Origin of the sequence: Murimonas intestini (assembly GCF_024622195.1) — a bacterium.
GTDB lineage: Bacteria > Bacillota > Clostridia > Lachnospirales > Lachnospiraceae > Murimonas > Murimonas intestini.
This window is the reverse complement of record NZ_JANKBI010000030.1, coordinates 14,451-32,618: the sequence shown is the minus strand read 5'-3', so window position 1 is coordinate 32,618 and position 18,168 is coordinate 14,451. Positions and strand designations below refer to the sequence as shown.

The 18,168-nt window shown below is 46.5% G+C and carries 16 protein-coding genes and 2 tRNA genes; all 18 read right to left on the bottom strand.

What is annotated here, in order from left to right; translation table 11 throughout:
* Window positions 1-162: 162 nt before the first annotated feature.
* The 18 genes from NSB28_RS24460 to NSB28_RS24375 all read right to left on the bottom strand — a co-directional run bounded on the left by NSB28_RS24460 (window position 163) and on the right by NSB28_RS24375 (window position 18,162).
* Window positions 163-252: transfer RNA gene (locus NSB28_RS24460), tRNA-Ser, on the bottom strand.
* A 44-nt stretch (window positions 253-296) separates the two neighbouring features.
* A tRNA-Ser gene (locus NSB28_RS24455) sits at window positions 297-382 on the bottom strand.
* 386 nt (window positions 383-768) lie between these two features.
* A complete protein-coding gene (locus NSB28_RS24450) occupies window positions 769-2,103 on the bottom strand; it encodes an MATE family efflux transporter (RefSeq protein ID WP_109748810.1) in 1,335 nt (444 codons plus the stop codon).
* 29 nt (window positions 2,104-2,132) lie between these two features.
* Complete coding sequence (locus NSB28_RS24445) at window positions 2,133-3,704, bottom strand: DUF5722 domain-containing protein (protein ID WP_109748809.1); 1,572 nt, start codon at window positions 3,702-3,704, stop codon at window positions 2,133-2,135.
* Window positions 3,705-3,724: 20 nt separating this feature from the next.
* Window positions 3,725-6,358, bottom strand: coding sequence for an alpha-L-rhamnosidase (locus NSB28_RS24440; protein ID WP_109748808.1), 2,634 nt, complete (start codon window positions 6,356-6,358; stop codon window positions 3,725-3,727).
* A 28-nt stretch (window positions 6,359-6,386) separates the two neighbouring features.
* Window positions 6,387-7,226, bottom strand: coding sequence for a carbohydrate ABC transporter permease (locus tag NSB28_RS24435; RefSeq protein WP_109748807.1), 840 nt, complete (start codon window positions 7,224-7,226; stop codon window positions 6,387-6,389).
* Between the two features lie 15 nt (window positions 7,227-7,241).
* Window positions 7,242-9,233, bottom strand: coding sequence for an ABC transporter permease subunit (locus NSB28_RS24430; RefSeq protein ID WP_109748806.1), 1,992 nt, complete (start codon window positions 9,231-9,233; stop codon window positions 7,242-7,244).
* Window positions 9,234-9,309: 76 nt separating this feature from the next.
* On the bottom strand, window positions 9,310-10,920 hold the full coding sequence (locus NSB28_RS24425) for an ABC transporter substrate-binding protein (protein ID WP_257497950.1): 1,611 nt from the start codon (window positions 10,918-10,920) through the stop codon (window positions 9,310-9,312).
* A gap of 83 nt (window positions 10,921-11,003) precedes the next feature.
* Window positions 11,004-11,978 (bottom strand): LacI family DNA-binding transcriptional regulator, encoded by a 975-nt coding sequence (locus NSB28_RS24420; protein WP_187374442.1) that lies wholly within the window; start codon window positions 11,976-11,978, stop codon window positions 11,004-11,006.
* 299 nt (window positions 11,979-12,277) lie between these two features.
* Window positions 12,278-12,964, bottom strand: coding sequence for a 2-C-methyl-D-erythritol 4-phosphate cytidylyltransferase (gene ispD, locus NSB28_RS24415; protein WP_109748803.1), 687 nt, complete (start codon window positions 12,962-12,964; stop codon window positions 12,278-12,280).
* The gene (gene tsaD, locus NSB28_RS24410) at window positions 12,961-14,010 is read right to left on the bottom strand and encodes a tRNA (adenosine(37)-N6)-threonylcarbamoyltransferase complex transferase subunit TsaD (protein ID WP_109748802.1); all 1,050 of its coding nucleotides are present in this window, start codon (window positions 14,008-14,010) and stop codon (window positions 12,961-12,963) included. The genes ispD and tsaD overlap by 4 nt, the downstream gene beginning before the upstream one ends.
* A 2-nt stretch (window positions 14,011-14,012) precedes the next feature.
* Window positions 14,013-14,924, bottom strand: coding sequence for a ribonuclease Z (locus tag NSB28_RS24405; protein ID WP_109748801.1), 912 nt, complete (start codon window positions 14,922-14,924; stop codon window positions 14,013-14,015).
* A gap of 22 nt (window positions 14,925-14,946) precedes the next feature.
* Window positions 14,947-15,171, bottom strand: a complete 225-nt coding sequence (locus NSB28_RS24400) for a hypothetical protein (RefSeq protein ID WP_109748800.1) — start codon at window positions 15,169-15,171, stop codon at window positions 14,947-14,949.
* 114 nt (window positions 15,172-15,285) lie between these two features.
* The gene (rimI, locus tag NSB28_RS24395) at window positions 15,286-15,717 is read right to left on the bottom strand and encodes a ribosomal protein S18-alanine N-acetyltransferase (protein ID WP_257497951.1); all 432 of its coding nucleotides are present in this window, start codon (window positions 15,715-15,717) and stop codon (window positions 15,286-15,288) included.
* A 1-nt stretch (window position 15,718) separates the two neighbouring features.
* Complete coding sequence (gene tsaB, locus NSB28_RS24390) at window positions 15,719-16,468, bottom strand: tRNA (adenosine(37)-N6)-threonylcarbamoyltransferase complex dimerization subunit type 1 TsaB (protein WP_257497952.1); 750 nt, start codon at window positions 16,466-16,468, stop codon at window positions 15,719-15,721.
* 52 nt (window positions 16,469-16,520) lie between these two features.
* Window positions 16,521-16,949, bottom strand: a complete 429-nt coding sequence (tsaE, locus tag NSB28_RS24385; RefSeq protein ID WP_109748799.1) for a tRNA (adenosine(37)-N6)-threonylcarbamoyltransferase complex ATPase subunit type 1 TsaE — start codon at window positions 16,947-16,949, stop codon at window positions 16,521-16,523.
* Entirely contained in the window at window positions 16,946-17,443 is a 498-nt protein-coding gene (locus NSB28_RS24380) for a YcxB family protein (RefSeq protein WP_109748798.1), read from the bottom strand. The genes tsaE and NSB28_RS24380 overlap by 4 nt, the downstream gene beginning before the upstream one ends.
* A gap of 104 nt (window positions 17,444-17,547) precedes the next feature.
* Window positions 17,548-18,162: an NUDIX hydrolase gene (locus tag NSB28_RS24375; protein ID WP_109748797.1), complete on the bottom strand. Its 615-nt coding sequence runs from the start codon at window positions 18,160-18,162 to the stop codon at window positions 17,548-17,550.
* Between the last annotated feature and the right edge of the window lie 6 nt (window positions 18,163-18,168).

Here is an 18,168-nt window from a genome sequence, read left to right as displayed (position 1 = left end):
TTCCATCTGTTCTTGAATTTTCTCTTGAATTTTCAAGGTTGTCTCACTATTCAATTATCAAGGTTCTTTGTGTTTCTTGCTGTTGACCAGCTTTTAAATATTACCACAGTTGTCATTTCTTGTCAACAACTTTTTTCAGGTTTTTTAAAAGTTTTGGTCGAGCGGAGAAGGAGGGATTTGAACCCTCGCGCCGCTATTAACGACCTACTCCCTTTCCAGGGGAGCCCCTTCAGCCAGCTTGGGTACTTCTCCAAATTGCCTTAATCGCAACATAACTATTCATCGTTTTTGATGAGCGGAGAGGGTGGGATTCGAACCCACGCGCCCTTTCGGACAAACGGTTTTCAAGACCGCCTCGTTATGACCGCTTCGATACCTCTCCATTTGGTTGTATAAATTGCTTTTGAGCCTTGTTTCTTTCGAATCACACTCACTTCAGCGCAAGAAACATTCTACCATCATTCCCAAGTTCTGTCAACAATAAATTCAAACATTTTTCAAAAAATTTTCTACATCTCATTTTTGCCGCAAAACCACCTGGATTTAGACACTTCCCGGGACCTGTTTTACCAGCTCCCGGGCTGTCAAATAAAGTATTAACTGATTTACTCAAATTATACATTTAAATTAAGTAACTATTCAGTTCCTTCACAGTTACATGCAAAAATCCATTTAAAATCGCCTTCGGCGATGAGATTTTTGCACCCTTGAATCATTTTCTTACGGTCTGTGCAGTAAATGCACAGACCTGATGAATAGTTACTAAATTTAGAACATTCTGATATTATGCCATTTTCCCTTCTTAAAACGCATCCAGCACATCACACTCCGAAACAGCATGTCTGTAATATAACCTGTCCATATGCCGGTCAGCCCCCACCCAAGAACTACACCACAAATATATGACAGGCCAATATTTAGAGCCATCCCCACAATTACCATTTTAAAAGGATAAACGACATCTCCTACTGCTTTCAGTGCCGCCACCGCCGGACCCGCTATTGCCCTTAACAGTTCAAGTATTATATTTACGATCAGGACCTTATATGCCTCTTCCAGCATCACTGCATCTTTTGTATATATCCTCAGGACAGGACCGCTGACTGCCATCAGCACTGCGCTGACCACAGCCGTCAGAGCGATCCCCAGCCGGATCACCTTTCTGCATATCCTCTCTACGTCCCGGATTCTGCCTTCTCCCAGATACATACCCACCAGCGGGGCGCAGGCAGTAGAGAGCGCACTTGTAAACACTGCCATATATGCAGTAAGGTTTGCGGCATATGCCCTTGCAGTCATCGCCTGGGTCCCCAGCATTCCCACAAATCCCATTACAACCGTCTGTCCGATCAGATAGACAATCCCCTCCAGACCGCCCAGAATACCAAAATGCAGAATTCTGCCTGACTGCCTTCTGAGGATTTCCCTCACCTTTTTAAAGTTAAGTTTTAAACTGAAGAATCCATCCTTTTTCATGGCTGCCAGAAGTACCAGCACTCCCAGGCCCTGTGCCAGGATGCCATTTAGTGCATAGAAGGAAATACTCTGCCTGTGCACGGGAATAAAGCTCAGGACACATCCGTTCAAAATGACACAGCTCAGGTTAACGAGCGCATCATTTACCATCACCAGTTTCATTCTGCCCATACTTCTGTACACTGCTGTAAGCGAACTTAACATCCCCTGAAAAACGGACAGTCCTAAAACAATAGCAAGATACTCTTTCGTCATTGACGTCAGCTCTGCCGGAATATGAAGCATCCTGAGAATGAGCGGCAAAGCCAGCAGGCATCCCAGCCCCAGCACAAATCCCATCAGCATGGTATCTATGAGTATTGTAAGTGCCATCTGTATGCCATCTTCTTTTTTCTTTGCACCAATAACAGGGGCCAGTAAAATACTGCCCCCTATTGAAATAATACCATAAACATTTACAACCAGCTGAAAGACAAGCGAAGCACTGCCTGTAGCCGCCACCGCATCCGGCGAGAATGCGTTAATGATCAGCTGGTTAAAATTGCCGATAATCCCGATGAAAATCAATTCCGCAAGCACCGGCCAGGACATACGGAATAAATCTGACTGCCGCATTTTTTCTCTCATTGGCTTTATCCCCGGATTTGTTATGTCCTCTACTCTTCTGCCGACTGCATAAACTCAGACTCTTTAGAACGGTCTGCATCCCCGTAAGTGATAACAGGATTTAAAAGGCTGTCAAAAAGTTCTTTTCCGATAAACTCCCTGGCCTCCTCCACACGCTGCGCCTCCTGTGGTGTATCCATATCGCGCATCACATAATAGATAGGCTTTGGCTCACCGGGAGTATCATCATCATTCAGCCGTCTGATCCCCAGATTCAGCCCAAACTCATATCTGTTGTCTACATAAGCATGATGCGTGATCATATCAATTGTCGGAAGCATCTTCACCTTCTGATATGCCAGACAATATGATGCCGCCCCCTGCTTCAGAGTATAGGGATCTTCATTTCTGGAATTAAAACCCTGCTCTGACAAAATGATCCTTCTCTCCCTGCCTTTGCAGAGGAACTGCTCCTGAGACAGATAAGCCGGAAGCATCTCAATATTTTTGAAAGTAATACGCTCTGTCCCATAATCAAAGACGGCACTTCTGTCATTATAAAAATCAGGGTACATCAGATTCTCCGGATAAGGATGATAAGCTACGCCCCAGTCAAAATCACCATTTTCTTTCGAATACTTGTTTAAATAGTCAATCACATCCCTGCCCCGGTAATAACGCAGAGGCTCTGTGACTCTGTATGTCCTGGTCCACATATGGTCCAGAGATACATAGACACGGAAATTGGAATAATATTTTCTCGCACTCAGCCAGGCCAGACGCAGAGCAGCCTCATATTCACGCACATACTGCTCCACAGGCATTTCACCCGCATTCCCCCATATATACTGGCTGTCTACTTCATTTGAGATGATGAATCCGCACATTCTTCCGTACCTGCCGTCTTCTCTGGAATAGCGGCTGGCAAGGAATTCAATAAAAGCTCTGTAATAATCCTGGCCTTCTTTTTGCTCCATATTAAATGCACTGATAAAAGTCTCGCTGCAATCCCAGTCAAAACCAGGATGGATCACCTTGTCAAGCAGCTCCTTCTCCCCCTCGCTCTCAAAGAGCCTGGGAGAGTTCAGAAGTATGGCTGTGACAAGCAGGCCGTTGCTGTGTGACTCCTCCATAAACTCATCAATCTTGTCTACCTTGTCTTTCAGAAAATGATAAGTTTTGCCCTGGCACTCGAATTTGATCGTCTCACGGTCTGGATTGACCGCCATTATTGCCGGGAGATTTATATTGATCAAAGTCTGCTTAATGCCCAGGATCTTCTGGTCTTCTCCTGATACCCCCAGAGTTTTTTTCGTTTCAGGCTGAGGATAAGGATACTCCCAGCAGGAAGCGCCCTCGAAATCCGTCACGTGCCGCACCCCATCGGCCTTTTCCCCATTCACCCGGATTTCAAATTCCTGTGCGAGCATATCCCTGCCGTCCGCATATCTCTCTGCTGCTGCCCTGCCATCCTTTACGGGCACTTCCTGATCCTTCACGTTCTCCTGCGCCGTCCCCAGGAAGGGCACGCATTCTCTGATGCGCACCATATCCCCATCCTTTGCTTCTGGTATCACAAATACCAGTTTTTCCTTTTGGGCTATTACCTTCTCCAGCCTCATCTTCCCCATCCTCCAGAATATTAACGTTTTGCTGTGATCTTGTATTTACCGGCTGTAAGCAGTATTTTTCCTTCTTCCGCCTGCAGGCTGGCCGTACCCTGATCTACCTTCACTTCTTTTAACCCCTGCTCAATGATAAACTCTGCCTCAGCGTCAAACGGAACCTCTACCTGATATGTAATCTGGTCCCCCTCCTGCTTCCATCCGCACCTGTAAGTTCCTGATGCAGATTCATACATTCCCTCTATCCACTCAAACCTTCTGTCCGCCTGCGGCCTTATAACTGCCTTCTTAAATCCGGGAGCATCCTCCACCGGATTGATGCCTGCCATAAAGCGGTACATCCACTCTACAATCGCACCATATGCGTAATGATTCATGCTGTTCATTCCAGTATCACTGACAAGTCCGTCAGGCATTACGGAATTCCATCTTTCCCAGACTGTCGTAGCTCCCATGTTGACCTCATAGAGCCAGCTTGGGAAATCTTCATTGAGAAGGAGCGTATATGCATACTCAGCCAGACCATTTACAGAAAGGGTCGGACACAGATAGCACGTTCCCACAAAGCCAGTATTCAAGTGCAGTTTATTGTCTTCCAGTTTTTTCTTCAGATCAGCAATCAGCCTGTCTTTATGTTCTTCCGGAACAAATCCCATATAAAGAGCCAATACCATAGCTGTCTGTGTATCTACGGCAATCCTTCCTGTCTCTGTAAAATATTCCTTCCTGATGGCTGCTTTTACTTCTTCCGCCAGCTGTCCATAGTAAGCTGCGTCCTCTTCCTTCCCCAATACCCTGGCCGCCTTTGCTGTCATGACAGAAGAATAGTAGTAATAAGCCGATGCCACGTAATAGCAGTCTGTTCCCCCGAAGCTGCTCTCACGGTCCAGGTTGTCAAGAGCCAGCCAGTCTGCGAAATGGAATCCGCAGTTCCACAGTCTTCTGCCCCCGCACCTTGTATCATCCTGCACTTTGATATAATCTGTCCATGCCTTCATATTCTCATACTGTTCCTTCAGAAGGCTCTTATCCCCATAAAATACATACAGTGTCCACGGGATAACCGTGGCCGCATCCCCCCAGGCACATGAACCATTCTGCATCTCATCCGGAACACCTGTGAGGGTACGGATCTGTCCAAGAACATCAGGTACAACATGGGGCACACTTCCCTCCTGCTCTCTCTGCTCTAAAAGCATGTCATAGAGGAACTTGCGGTAAAAAGCCGGCGTATACATATTGAAGCATGCAGTAGCCGCAAATGCCTGTGCATCTCCTGTCCAGCCCATGCGCTCATCCCTCTGTGGGCAGTCTGTAGGCACATCAAGGAAATTGCCCTTCTGCCCCCACAGTGCATTGTGGATCAGTTTATTTACTTTCTCATTTGATGTCTCAATCTTTCCTGTATAGCCCAGATCTGAATGGATGACATACCCTGCAAAATCCTCCGGATTTACTTCCTCCAATCCTGTGACCTTGATATACCGGAAACCATAGAAGGTGAAGTGAGGCCGCACATGGGCTTTTTTCCCATTTGATATATAGCGCAGCTCTTCTTTTGCTGTTCTTAAATTCTCGTTATAAAAATTATCATGCTGAAGGAGTTCTCCGCACTGCAGATAGATCTCCGCATTTTCAGGAATATCGCATTCAAACTCCATCCATCCTGTCATGACCTGTTCAAAATCCAGCACCTGCTCACCTGCCGGCGTGTGGATCAGCTTAGGCACGATCTTTTCCTGGATCGTCAGAGGAGGGCTTAAGCGTTCCATGAGTTTTCCTTTTGGCTGATCTGCCGGAAGCACCATAACGAAATCAGACATATCACAGTCCGTCCGCGCAAACCCCTCCACCTCTTTTCTGGCATCATAAACCTCACCATTATAGATGCTGCTCTCCAGAACAGGTGACGGATGGCACTGCCAGTTTTCATCAGTACCTATCACCATCTCTGTGCCGTCTTCAAGAGTAATCCTGATCTCAGCCAAAAACTGCATCCTGTCACCGTACAGCTCCTTCATATCAGGCATGAACCCGAAACGTCCTTTATACCATCCGTTTCCAAGCATAGCGCCCACTGCATTCTCGCCCTCTGTCAGAAGTCCGGTGATATCATATGTCTGATACTGCACCCACAGGTTATAATCATTGTAGAAAGGCGCCAGATACTCATTGCCCGCTTTCTTCCCGTTGAAATAAAGCTCATATACCCCAAGTCCTGATGCATAGGCGCGTGCAGACTTCACCCTGCCGGGAATATGAAATGTTCTCTGGAAAATAGGATGCACTTCTTTGTCAAACGGCGCCTGTATCCATTTTGCCTCCCATTCTTCAGACATCTTGCCTGTCTCAAACCAGGTGGCAGGGCTGGTGCATGTATCACCGTCATCGGCCCATACTGTAACTCTGAGATAATAGCGTGTACGGGGCATGCATTCAAATTCCAGCGGTGCACTAAGAGAGCTTATATCCTCCCTCCTCTTGCTGTCATAGACAAGCGTGCCAAATTCTTCATCCAGGCTTACTTCAATTCTCGCTGACTCCTGTTTCTTACCTGTGGATTCCTCTACGATCCAGGAAACCTCCGGTTTTTCCAGCCAAAAGCCCAATGGCTTTTCCAAATGGCTGACTCTTAAATGGCCTATCTTCATATTCGTCTCCTGTCCCTTTAATTCCCGATCAGCCTTTTACCGCGCCCGATGTCAGGCCTTCCATATACAGACGGGAAGTAAAGATAAATAATATAAATAGTGGAATAGTTGCAAATACAAATCCTGCTGTCAGAGATCCCAGGTCCGCATTTCCTGTAGCTCCTGCCGCTGACTGCAGCACACGGATAGCTACGGTAATGACCTGCTTTGAGTTACTCTCAACAGACATCAGCGGCCAAATGAAATCATTGTAATAATCTATCATCTTCATAACGACCACTGTGGCCAGGATTGATTTTGAAAGCGGTACAGCTATTCTGGTCATTGCTTTTAACTCAGTACATCCATCCATCTTAGCTGATTCAAAAAGTTCTTTTGGTATATTCTCCATAAATGTGCGGCACAGGTAGATTCCAAATACCTGTCCTCCGGACACCCAGGGAAAAATAAGCGCCCACCACGTATTATAGAGCTTCAGATCCTGTATCAGCGCATACTGGGGTGTCAGAGTGAGGACTCCCGGAACCATCATAAGCGCCAGTATCATCAAAAACAGGACATTTTTCCCTGGAAAACGCATCTGTGCAAACACATAACCGCCCAGGGCTGAAAGTACCGCCGTAATAATTGTAGCAATGGCAACTACCAAAAGTGAGTTGATCATATTTGGTATCAGCATTCCTATGGCCGTATTATAGTTGCTCCACTGGACCGGATGGGGCAGTGAGAAGAAATCCCCATATATCTGTGCATTCGATTTAAATGACAGCAAAAGCATGGTAAGTATAGGTACAAACGCCAGAACCAGGAAGATAACTGCAATTACAGTAACTATTATTTCAAATCGTCTTTGCTTTTTCTTACTCATTTTACTTCCCCCTCCCTACATGTCTTCTTTGCTCTTGCGCATGTTAATAGCAGTCAGTATCATTACAAATATAAACAGGACAACACCAAGCGCACAGGCATAACCATAGCGGCCGAACCTTGTGGCATTATAGTAAAGTTCCAGTCCCGGTACGTATGTACTCGTGCCAGGCCCTCCTCCCGTCAGCAGGAAGACTCCGTTGAAATCCTGTACCGTGCCTATAAATGTGAGGATAATGATCATCTTCATCTGCGGTCTGATCTGAGGAAGCAGTATCCTCCAGAATATTTTCCACCTGTTTGCTCCGTCAGCCCTGGCAGCCTCCAGCATGGATGCATCCACATCCAGGAATCCTCCGTAGAACACAAGGAAAGCAAGTGCATTGATGAAGGGGAAGCCCATGAATATGATCGCCCATAAGGCCGTCGCTTCATCTCCCAGCCATACTCTCTGAAGGCTTTCCAGCCCTAATTTGCCAAGGGTCTGGTTGATCAATCCGATAGTAGGGTCATATATCTGCTTCCACAACAAAGCTGAAACTACGCTTGGAACTACGATAGGGAGCACCAGCAGAAACCTGAAAGCATATTTCTTTTTGTCAGACTTCATTGAATACACAAGGTATGCGACCAGGATAGGTACAGTCATAACCTTAATAAAAGCTGTCACAAGGAAGATAAACAGATTTCCCACTCCTGTCAGGAAATATCCCTCTGTAAACATGAGCTTGAAATTCTCCAGTCCTACGAACTGAATCGTGGAGGCGGTATTATTCTTCTGTGACCAGTTCGTGAATGCCCTCACAAAAGCAGTGATAATAGGCGTATACTGGAATATAATAATAAGCGCAAATGTAGGGATGAGCAGGATATATGCCATCCTGTACTTATACATAGCCTTTGCAAACCTGCAGAGCAGCCTGTGTGTCCCCGGAATGAACATGCACAGGAAGAACAGCGCCAGAACCGGGAATACAAACTGAGCCACCTGTGTATATGGCTTTAATGTGGTAGCCAGATCCGTATACGCAAGGCTTCCGCTGTGGATAATATCCACCCAGTCCCCAAGGCCCGTCACATAGATGTCCTCACCGATTCCAAGCATGTCTGATACTGAATTAGGCAGCCTGGTGCTGTAGATCTGGCTGTCAGAGTCATCCATTACATACAGGAAACCATTTTTTGTACCGATAAACAGATAATTTCCTTCTGTGTCCAGCCCTGCCTTTGTCACGACCCCGCCATTTTCTATGGCAGCTTTCCCGCTTCTAAGTACATTGAGGTCTTCATCCAGATACAAGTAAGCGCCGTTGGTGCCCACTGCCACATACTGATTCCCCTCTGCTGTCTCCAGCAGGTCTACCATCTCATATTTTCCGGATACCTTGGCAAGCTCATTTCCCTCTTTATCTATCTTGATGACCTCACCGCGGTTGTTGATAAAGATCAGATTTTCTTCATCCTGCGTATAGACAAGGCGCTGCATGGTAACCGTATATTTCAGGTTCTTCAGCTGTTCTCCTGTCTCGTCATAAAGCAGGATATTACTTTTATTTTTTGCAAGTATCGCAGTGGATACAGCCACCTCTTTGCCGTCTTTTGTCACGGCAATGTCATATATACGCCGTTCCGTATCTATTTTATTTAATACAGTTCCGTCATCCATATTTACAATGTAGACGAAATTGTCCTCATTTCCAGCATAAAGTTTACCATCTTCCGGATGCAGGATGATCTTTCGGAAAGGTCCCTTGGCATCCATCTCCCATAATTTTTCGCCGTCTTTATATGCAATCAGTTTATTTGTGTAAGTTCCCAGATATAATGTGTCTCTGCTCTCGTCATAGGCAAGGCAGCGGTTCTGAACTCCTGTTGATACTTCACTTGTCTCTACAATATCAAGACTGCCCTGAAGCTTCATGTTAACCGTGATGCAGACAGCAGCAATAACAGCAGACAGGATTGCCAGAACCAGCCACAGTTTCTTATGTACTACTTTCTTCTCCATTTTTGATGCCCCCTTTTTTAAAAAATGAGACTGCCTCTGTAAGGGGCAGTCTCATGGTTATAGCCTGCTGATAATTCTACTGTCCTGTAGGTGCATTCTGCGGATTTTCAAGATCACTTTCGCTGATTCCTGATTTCTCCATTGATTCTGGGAAGTACTGCTCAAGGTTTGCTTTGTGTGCTGCCAGCCAGTCATCAATTGTTGTCTTTCCGCTTAAGTAATCATATGAATAGTCATAGAACTGGCGGTAAGATTCCTGGATATCTCCATTTGTGCTCGCCATACCACGAGCCAGCATTGTTCCGCTGCCCTTCTGGCAGTTGCCGATAAATTCAAGTCCTTCAAAGAGTACTGCCACATCTTCCGGAAGCTCTACATCATAAACAAGTGAAGGTCCATTGATTACAAGTCCGTCTTCAATACCTGCATTGATATATGTTCCCATTCCTTCTGAAGATGAGAAGAACATCAGGAAATCTACAACCTTTGCATCATGCTCTTTGTCTTTTTTAACTGCTCCCAGGAAGCCGTTTGCTACTTCAATCGTCCTTGCCGGTGCTTCGATTCCTTCACCTTCCATGGACGGCATATTAAATGTACCAATGTTGAATTTCTGAACGCCTTCGATCTTCTCATCTTTATTTGTGATTTCTTCACCAGATGCGATCTTTTCCATATCGTTCTTATAGTTTACAAGTCTCCATGCTCCGTCAAGAGTAATGGCTGCTTTTCCCTGGTAGAACAGAGGAATACCGTCTTTAGTTCCGAAGAAAGCGTCTCCGCCTGCATATTTCGGGAATACCTTAGCGAGATTTGTCCATACTGTCCTCATTCCTTCGGAAGCCGGATCATATTCGCCGTCTTTAAAAGCTTTATATGCGCGGACTGTGTTAGTGTTTACTTTCCAGGTGTCATCATTGAACGGATCAGCCGGGTCATATTCCCAGTCAGCATCTACGTCCGGATCATAGCAATAATCACCCTTCTGGGCACGGTATACATTGATCATGGATCTTGTTGTCTGGTCAGCATAGATCTGAGCCAGCCATCCCATATAAGTTGACCAGAAGCTGTCAAAATCTCCTGCAACTGAAAGCGGCTGATATCCTGCATCCATGAGTTTCTGGCAGACATCTACAAACTCATCCCATGTCTTCGGCGGCTGAACTCCTACTTCTTCAAAGATATCCTTGTTATAGAGCCACACTACCTGTACAGAGTCAAGGCTGAGCGCATCCCATGTGCCGTTTGCCTGATCTACTACCTGCTGTCTGAACTCGAACTGGTCTGTCCATATACCATCTGAATACGGGCTGTCCATATCAGCGTATTCCAGGAAATTAATGGATTTTCCTGTCTTTGTAGCTCCGGCCAGGTTGATGTTTACAATGTCTGTAGTCGTGTCCCCTCCTGATGTAAATACATTCTGCAGCCAGTCTCCATAACCTTCTGTTGGTTTCAGATCGACTACTACATTGACATCCGGATTTTTCTCCATATAAGCATCCGCTACTGCCTTCCAGGCTGTCTCTGCGCCCGGACCTGCCTGAACATTGACAGTGATCGTCGTCTTATCTCCTGAAGTTGTATCAGCAGCCTTAGCCGTTAATCCGGTTCCTGCCATCGTCCCAACTACCATAGCTCCTGCTAATGTAACACTTAATGCCCTGCTTAAATTCTTTCGCATAAAATACCCTCCCAGCTTTTTTATTCTTTTCATTTTACTTTGAATGTTTAGCATCCAATATATAATTACTGTTTAACCAGACCTCACACGCCAGTTTTCACCTCCCCGATACTTTCTTTGCAGATAAAATCTGCCTGTATTTCGTGTGATATCTTGAGTTGACCTGTAATTTTCTCAATCAGCAGCCTCATCAGATATTCCCCTGCCTCAAAAGCATGGGCATCCATGGTGGCCAGTCTCGGATTATATGTATCAAAAAGCTTTATATTATCGCAGCCGATAAGCGAGATATCATCGGGGATTTTCAGCCCGTGACGTCTGATTGCCTTTGCCGCGCCTACTGCCATCAGATCATTGACTGTGTATACAGCTGTAAAATCTTTCTTCCTGGCAAACAGTTCTTCCATTGCCTCTTCACCGCTCTTCTCATCTGTCTTCCCTTTTTCATTTGCATCTATCACCAGGTCAGGGTCCAGCCCGATTCCGTATGCACTGCACGCGTCCTTCAGAGCATAATACCTCTCGTGGCTCAGGTGCGACAGCGGGATACCGCTTAGAAAAGCGATCTTTTTATGGCCTTTGTTTACAAGGCACTCAACCATCTCAAATATTGCCTTCCGGTAGCTCATGGTCACATATTTCCCCATATAGACCTTCGGCAGCCCTGTCTTAAAATAATTATCAACACTTTTTGTACCGATGGCCAGTATAACTCCGTCTACTCCCCGGCTGGCCAGTTCAAGCACACTTTCCTCGTTGCTGACATCTATGGAAATGACAGAAACTATATATCCATTGTCTGAAGCCACTGACTGGGCTCCTTCCAGCATTTCACAATAATACGGGTTCATCAGATTATCAACAAGCATGGCTACATGCTTCGTCTGCTTTGTCACCAGGCTTCTGGCAACTTGATTGGGTCTGTAACCAAGGTTGTCAACTGCGTCTAACACTCTTTTTTTGACAACAGGTGTAATATTCTTAGTATTATTAATGACATATGATACTGTGGCCTCTGAAACGCCGGCCTGCTTCGCTACATCTTTTCGGGTTGCCATAACTTTATTACCTCCCTCTTCCTGGAATTCTGCTATGCAGAATTCCAGGAAGCCTATTATGGTTACACGTGTAACCATCGCGGAAATTAAAAAACCAATAGTTTTACGCGGTTACATACTCCTTTGATCTTTGTTGATAGTTACAAAGTTTCCAGTTACTAAACCTATATTTCAGCAAATGCTGTTATGTAATGACTTATTGGTTACTCGTGTAACTACAGTATAATGCTTTTGGTTACACGTGTCAATAGACTTTGGCATTTTTTATGTTTTATCTAAAAAAGCAGAGTGCTTTTTGGCTATTTTGCACAAAAGCACTCTGCTATCCTTAAATCCTCCGGTGTGGTTATCTTGATATTTTCGTAGGAACCTTCCACCAGCTTTACTTTTATATTCATTGCTTTCTCTACCATCATGGCATCATCTGTCACCTGTATATTTTCTCCGGACATGACCTCATCATATGCCCTTCTGATCACATCGTAGGCAAAGACCTGGGGCGTCTGCACCATAAACAGGGACTTCCGCTCAGGCGTGGCAGCAGCAAAGCCTTCCTGGTCCATTACCTTGATCGTATCTTTTACAGGCATTCCCACCACACAGGCCTGGTATTTTTCCACAGCTTCTCTGGCCCGGCACAGCATCTTATCATCCACAAACGGCCTTGCGCCATCATGGATATAGACAAAATCGCAGCCCGAAGCAGCCTTCAGCCCTGCATAGACCGAATCATACCTCTCCCGTCCTCCCGGCAGGATACGGCTGACCTTATCAAATCCATATTTTTCTGCTATCTCATGCCTGCAGTACTCTTCTTCTCCCTCTCCTGCCACAAGAATGATCTCATCTATGAACGGGCACTTCTGAAAGGTTTCCAGAGAATAGCAGATCACAGGACGGCCTGCCAGGAGCAGATACTGCTTGTGGATGCTGCTGTTCATCCTTTTCCCCTTGCCTGCCGCCAGCACTATTGCCGTACTTTTCATATTCTTTCCCCCAGCTTCAGATTTGGCACCGCATTCAGATCCAGGCCATGGCGGGTTCCCCGTATATACTCATAATAAGCGGCGGCACCTATCATAGCTGCATTATCCGTGCACAGTATGGGGGACGGATGGTAAAATTTTATTTTATTATTCCTGCAGGCTCTCTCCATAGCTGTGCGCAGCGTGGAATTAGACGCCACTCCTCCCGCGATGGCCAGCTTATCATAACCGTATTCCTTTACAGCTTTTATGGCATGCTCTACCAGAACATCCGTGACTGCCTTCTGAAAGGAAGCAGCCACATCAGCCCTGCACACTTCTTCACCTTTCATTCTGCATCCGTTCAGATAATTCAGGACTGCCGACTTAAGGCCGCTGAAGCTGAAATCATATGGCGAACCCTCTATACGTGCTTTAGGAAAATGGATCGCCTCAGGATCCCCCTCCCTGGAGAGCCTGTCTATTTTCGGCCCCCCGGGATAGCCCAGACCGATTGCTCTCGCTACTTTATCAAAGGCCTCCCCTGCCGCATCATCCCTTGTCCTTCCAATGATCTCATATTTTCCGTAATCATTTACGACTACAAGATGAGTATGGCCTCCTGATACAACAAGGCATACAAAGGGCGGCTCAAGGTCTTTGTTTTCTATATAATTCGCAGAAATATGACCTTCTATATGATGCACTCCCACAAGGGGCAGCTTCCTGGCATAGCTGATAGCTTTCGCCTCAGCCACACCTACGAGCAGAGCGCCCACAAGCCCAGGCCCATAAGTCACGCCGACGGCATCCAGATCATCCAGAGTGACATCAGCCTCCTTTAAGGCCTCCTCTATCACCTGGTTGATCTTCTCAATATGCTTCCTGGAAGCGATCTCAGGCACCACACCTCCATAGAGCTTGTGCAGCTCTATCTGGGAGGATATAATATTTGACAATACCTCACGCCCGTTCTTTACTACAGATGCTGCTGTCTCGTCACAGGAGCTTTCTATAGCCAGGATCAGCACATCCTTTTTTTCTTCTGTATTCTTTATCTCTTCCATCTCTATTCCTCTTCAAAATCTAATTCAACCGACTTGCCGTCTTTTCCGGGGTGGGAATTCGGAAAGATCTTTCTGACATCCTCCATAAATTCTTCCGGGCGTGTCAGGCTTGGGCTGTAATGTGTGAGCCACATCTCCTTAACTTCCGCTTCCTTTGCCAGCCTGGCGGCTTCCTTAAAGGTCATATGTTTGTATTCTACTGCTTTCTGCTCTTTTCCCGGCTCACCGTACATCCCCTCGCAGATAAAAAGGTCTGAACCTGCGGCATTTTCTGTTATTGATTTTGCCGGCCTGGTGTCAGTACAGTAAGTAAGCTTGATTCCCTTCCTGTCAGGCCCCAGCACCATGGAGGGTGTGTATGTCCTGCCCTCTTCAAGGATAGTCTCGCCCTTCTGGAGGCGGTTCCAGAATTTCATGGGAATTTCTTCCTCTCTGGCCCTCTCCACGTCAAAACGCCCTGCACGGTCTATCTCTATCGTATAACCGTAACAGAGCACATTATGGTTCACCCTGAATGCCCGGATCCTGTATCCGTTCATCTCGAACACCTGGCGGGGTTCCGTTATCTCTTTATAAATGATCTGAAAAGGCAGCTCCGGAGCGATCACCCTGAGAGCGCTCACTACCCTCTCAAGCCCCTTGGGCCCTATCAGAGTAAGAGGCTCATGCCTCTCTGCATTGCCCATTGTCAGCAGAAGGCCCGGAAGGCCGCTGATATGGTCCCCATGGTAATGGGTGAAGCAGACCGCATCGATTGGTTTAAAGCTCCATCCTTTTTCTTTTATAGCTATCTGGGTTCCTTCCCCGCAATCTATCAAAAGGCTGCTCCCGTTGTATCTCAGCATCAGAGCCGTCAGCCATCTGTAAGGCAGGGGCATCATGCCCCCGCTCCCTAATAAACACACATCTAACATTTATTATTCCCTCTTAATCATTTTAAATCATTTCCCGTTGTTTTTTTACCGCGGGCGGAAATACAAACTCCTTCACCAGTTTGTCATAGCATTCCTCACACAAATCAAAGGAATGTACCTCCCCATCCTTCCCTGAAAAATATCCCCAGCTTTTTTCTACGCTCAGCACATCCTCCATAGGAATCTGTTTGTCCATACTGATGCTTTTTCCGCACATGTTACAATAAATCTTCTTGCTTTTTCGCATATGCTTTCTCCCCTCTGTCCGATGCTTCGTTTCTTGTCCTCAAGACAATTATACCGAAAACGAATGCCGAAAGATACTGGGAATTGCTGCACATACAGGCAGACAATAACACCTCTAATTCCACATTACCACTGCATCTTCCACCGGTTTTTCGTAAAATCTTTTTCTGATTCCTGCCGCAGAGAAACCAAGCTTTTCATAAAGCCCAAGAGCAGCTGCATTACTGGAACGCACTTCCAGGGTAAAGCGCGTGATTCCCTGCTCTCTCCCCAGCTCCATGAGCCTGTTCAGCATCAGAGTCCCCGTGTGCCTGCCCCTGCATTCTTTGCGCACTGCCACATTTGTAATCTCGGCCTCATCAAATGACTGCCACAGGCCGCAGTAGCCTTCTATCTTCTTTCCCTCTGATGCCACAAGATACAGGGTATATGGATTAGCTATGGCATCCCCGAACCCCTTGACGCTCCACGGCATTGTAAAGATACCGGCTTCTATTTCTGCCACTTCCTGCAGATCTTCTTCTGTCATCCTGCGGATTTCAAGCATATTATCTGCCTTCCTTCCGGTCTGAGGATTCCTTTTCCTGTCTGATCTTTTCTGCGCGTTCTCTCTCTGCCTGGGACATTCTCAGATAATCCGGCTGGTGTTCCGCCGCTGTCTGCACCCTGCCTTCTCTGACATATTCCCCGGCCAGGGCTCCAAGCGCCCCCGCTCTCTGTTTGTTCATATGTGCAGGCGCAAACGAATAGGGCACCTTAATCCCGCTCTCTATTATCTCTCTGTATACAGGAACACCGTCCCCCAGAAATACTGTCTCACGGCCCAGCTCATTGATCTTTCCGATAATATCCGTGACTGCCGCCGCCATCTGTCTCTCAATTACATGAAAGCTCATCTTCCCGTCTGCTGTACAAAATTCGTAGAGCCCTGTATATACCTGGCTCCTTCTGGCATCCATCATGGGGCAGATGACTTTTTCCATCCCCCAGAGATTATAGGCAAGGGCATCAACTGTAGGCACAGCCACAAGCGGCTTTCCCAGAGCCAGTCCCAGGCCTTTTGCTGTGGCAGACCCGATACGCAGCCCGGTAAATGATCCGGGACCGCCTGCAACTGCTATCGCATCAATTGTATTAAGATCCATCTCTGTCATCTTTGCTATCTCATCCAGCATAGGCAGCAGAGTCTGGGAATGGGTCTTTTTGTAATTGACAGTATACTCTGCTAGCATATTGTCATCCTCCAGAACAGCCACAGAGGCAACAAGCCCCGAACTGTCTATGGCTAAGATCTTCATCTACTTCATCCTCTCCTGAAACAAGCTAAAAGAGCCCGTAAGAGCTCTTTGTCTATTTTTCTGTCATTGTAATTTTCCTGTAGTCAAAACCTTTGTCCAGGTCCTTTTCAATCACCACCTGGGTATAGTGACCGGGAAGGATCTCCTCTATCAGATCAGCCCATTCGATCAGGCAGACTCCCTCACCGTAAAAATAATCCTCATAGCCGATCTCTTCCATCTCCTCCACATCGCCGATGCGGTAGACGTCAAAGTGATAAAAGGGCAGACGGCCCTCCTCATATACCTGTACTATGGTAAATGTCGGACTGCTTACCGGCTCTGTGATGCCAAGCCCTGCTGCCATCCCCTGAGTGAATACGGTCTTGCCGACTCCCAGGTCTCCCAGCAGCGTGTATACCTGGCCCGGATGTGCATTTTCCCCAAGGGCTCTTCCAAGGGCAAATGTTTCTTTTTCATTCCAGGTCTCTGTCACTTTCATTTCATCTTCACCTTCCGGTCCGGCATATGCTTCTTTATCAATGCGGCCACATCCTTATACCTGCTGCCCATAGCTTCCTTCGGCAGCACAAAAGAATATCTTTTTCCCGTATAGATCAGCAGGCTCATCTTAGTCTCAGTAACCTTTACGAGATCTTCCCACTTCATCTGCGCCTGCTGGTCACCCTGTTCTGTTGTGATCCCCTCATCGTTGATGGTGTAGTGAAGGGGTTTCTGGAATACAGGATTTGACTTCACCTGCTTAGCGGAGCGCAGATAGAGGTTGATTGGAAGATACAGGAGAAACCAGATTCCAAAAAGCAGGTAGAGGACACTCATAAAAGTCTCCGCATGACCCAGCGTGATCCCAAAAATAACGAATGCGGCGATTCCGAACAAAATCCCCATAACCCCGGTCATACTCCTGTAAGTATGGTTCATCAGGAAATTATACATGATCTTCTGCGTCATCTTCACATCAAATTTTACTTCCATTTCGTCTCCTTTCAGGCAAACCAAAAACGGTGCGTTATAACATGAAGAATTATAACACACCGTTTTCTCCCTTACAACTCTTACCGGGAGAAACTTTTTAATTTTTAATGATTTTTAAGAAATGCAAAGGGGTCCTGCTTATCCTCCAGAAAATGCATCAGCATATAGGCACACATGATTGCAACTCTCTCCTCCCTCAGAATACGCCTCACTTCCTCCCTGTCAGCCAAAACCACCTCCAGGTCTTCCGTATCCTCAAGCCCGTCGCTGTTCACCTCGCCAAAGGCATATCCGTAGACTGTTGCACAGCACTCGTCAGTCATGCCGATCGTTGTATAGTATGGTTTCTGATACATGTCTTCAAGCTTAAGCGCCTCCAGCCTGAGGCCTGTTTCTTCCATCATTTCCCGTGACGCCGCCTCCTGGTATGTCTCACCCTCATCCACCAGGCCGGCCGGAAATTCGTAGATATAGCCGTCAATAGCATACCTGTACTGTCTGACCAGGACCACTTTATCCCTCTTCTCCCCATACAGGCTGTAGATGATGACTCCGTCCGGATGATTGTCCCCCGTCTTTATCTTCATCTTCTCTATGCTCTTTGCCCTTGAGGCTACATAATAATTCACCTCGCCGCCCAGTCTGTTCTCAGCCTTTAAGTAATACATATTCAGATGCTTGTTATCTGTAAGCTTTTCAATCTGCCTGACTCTTGACATGGTATC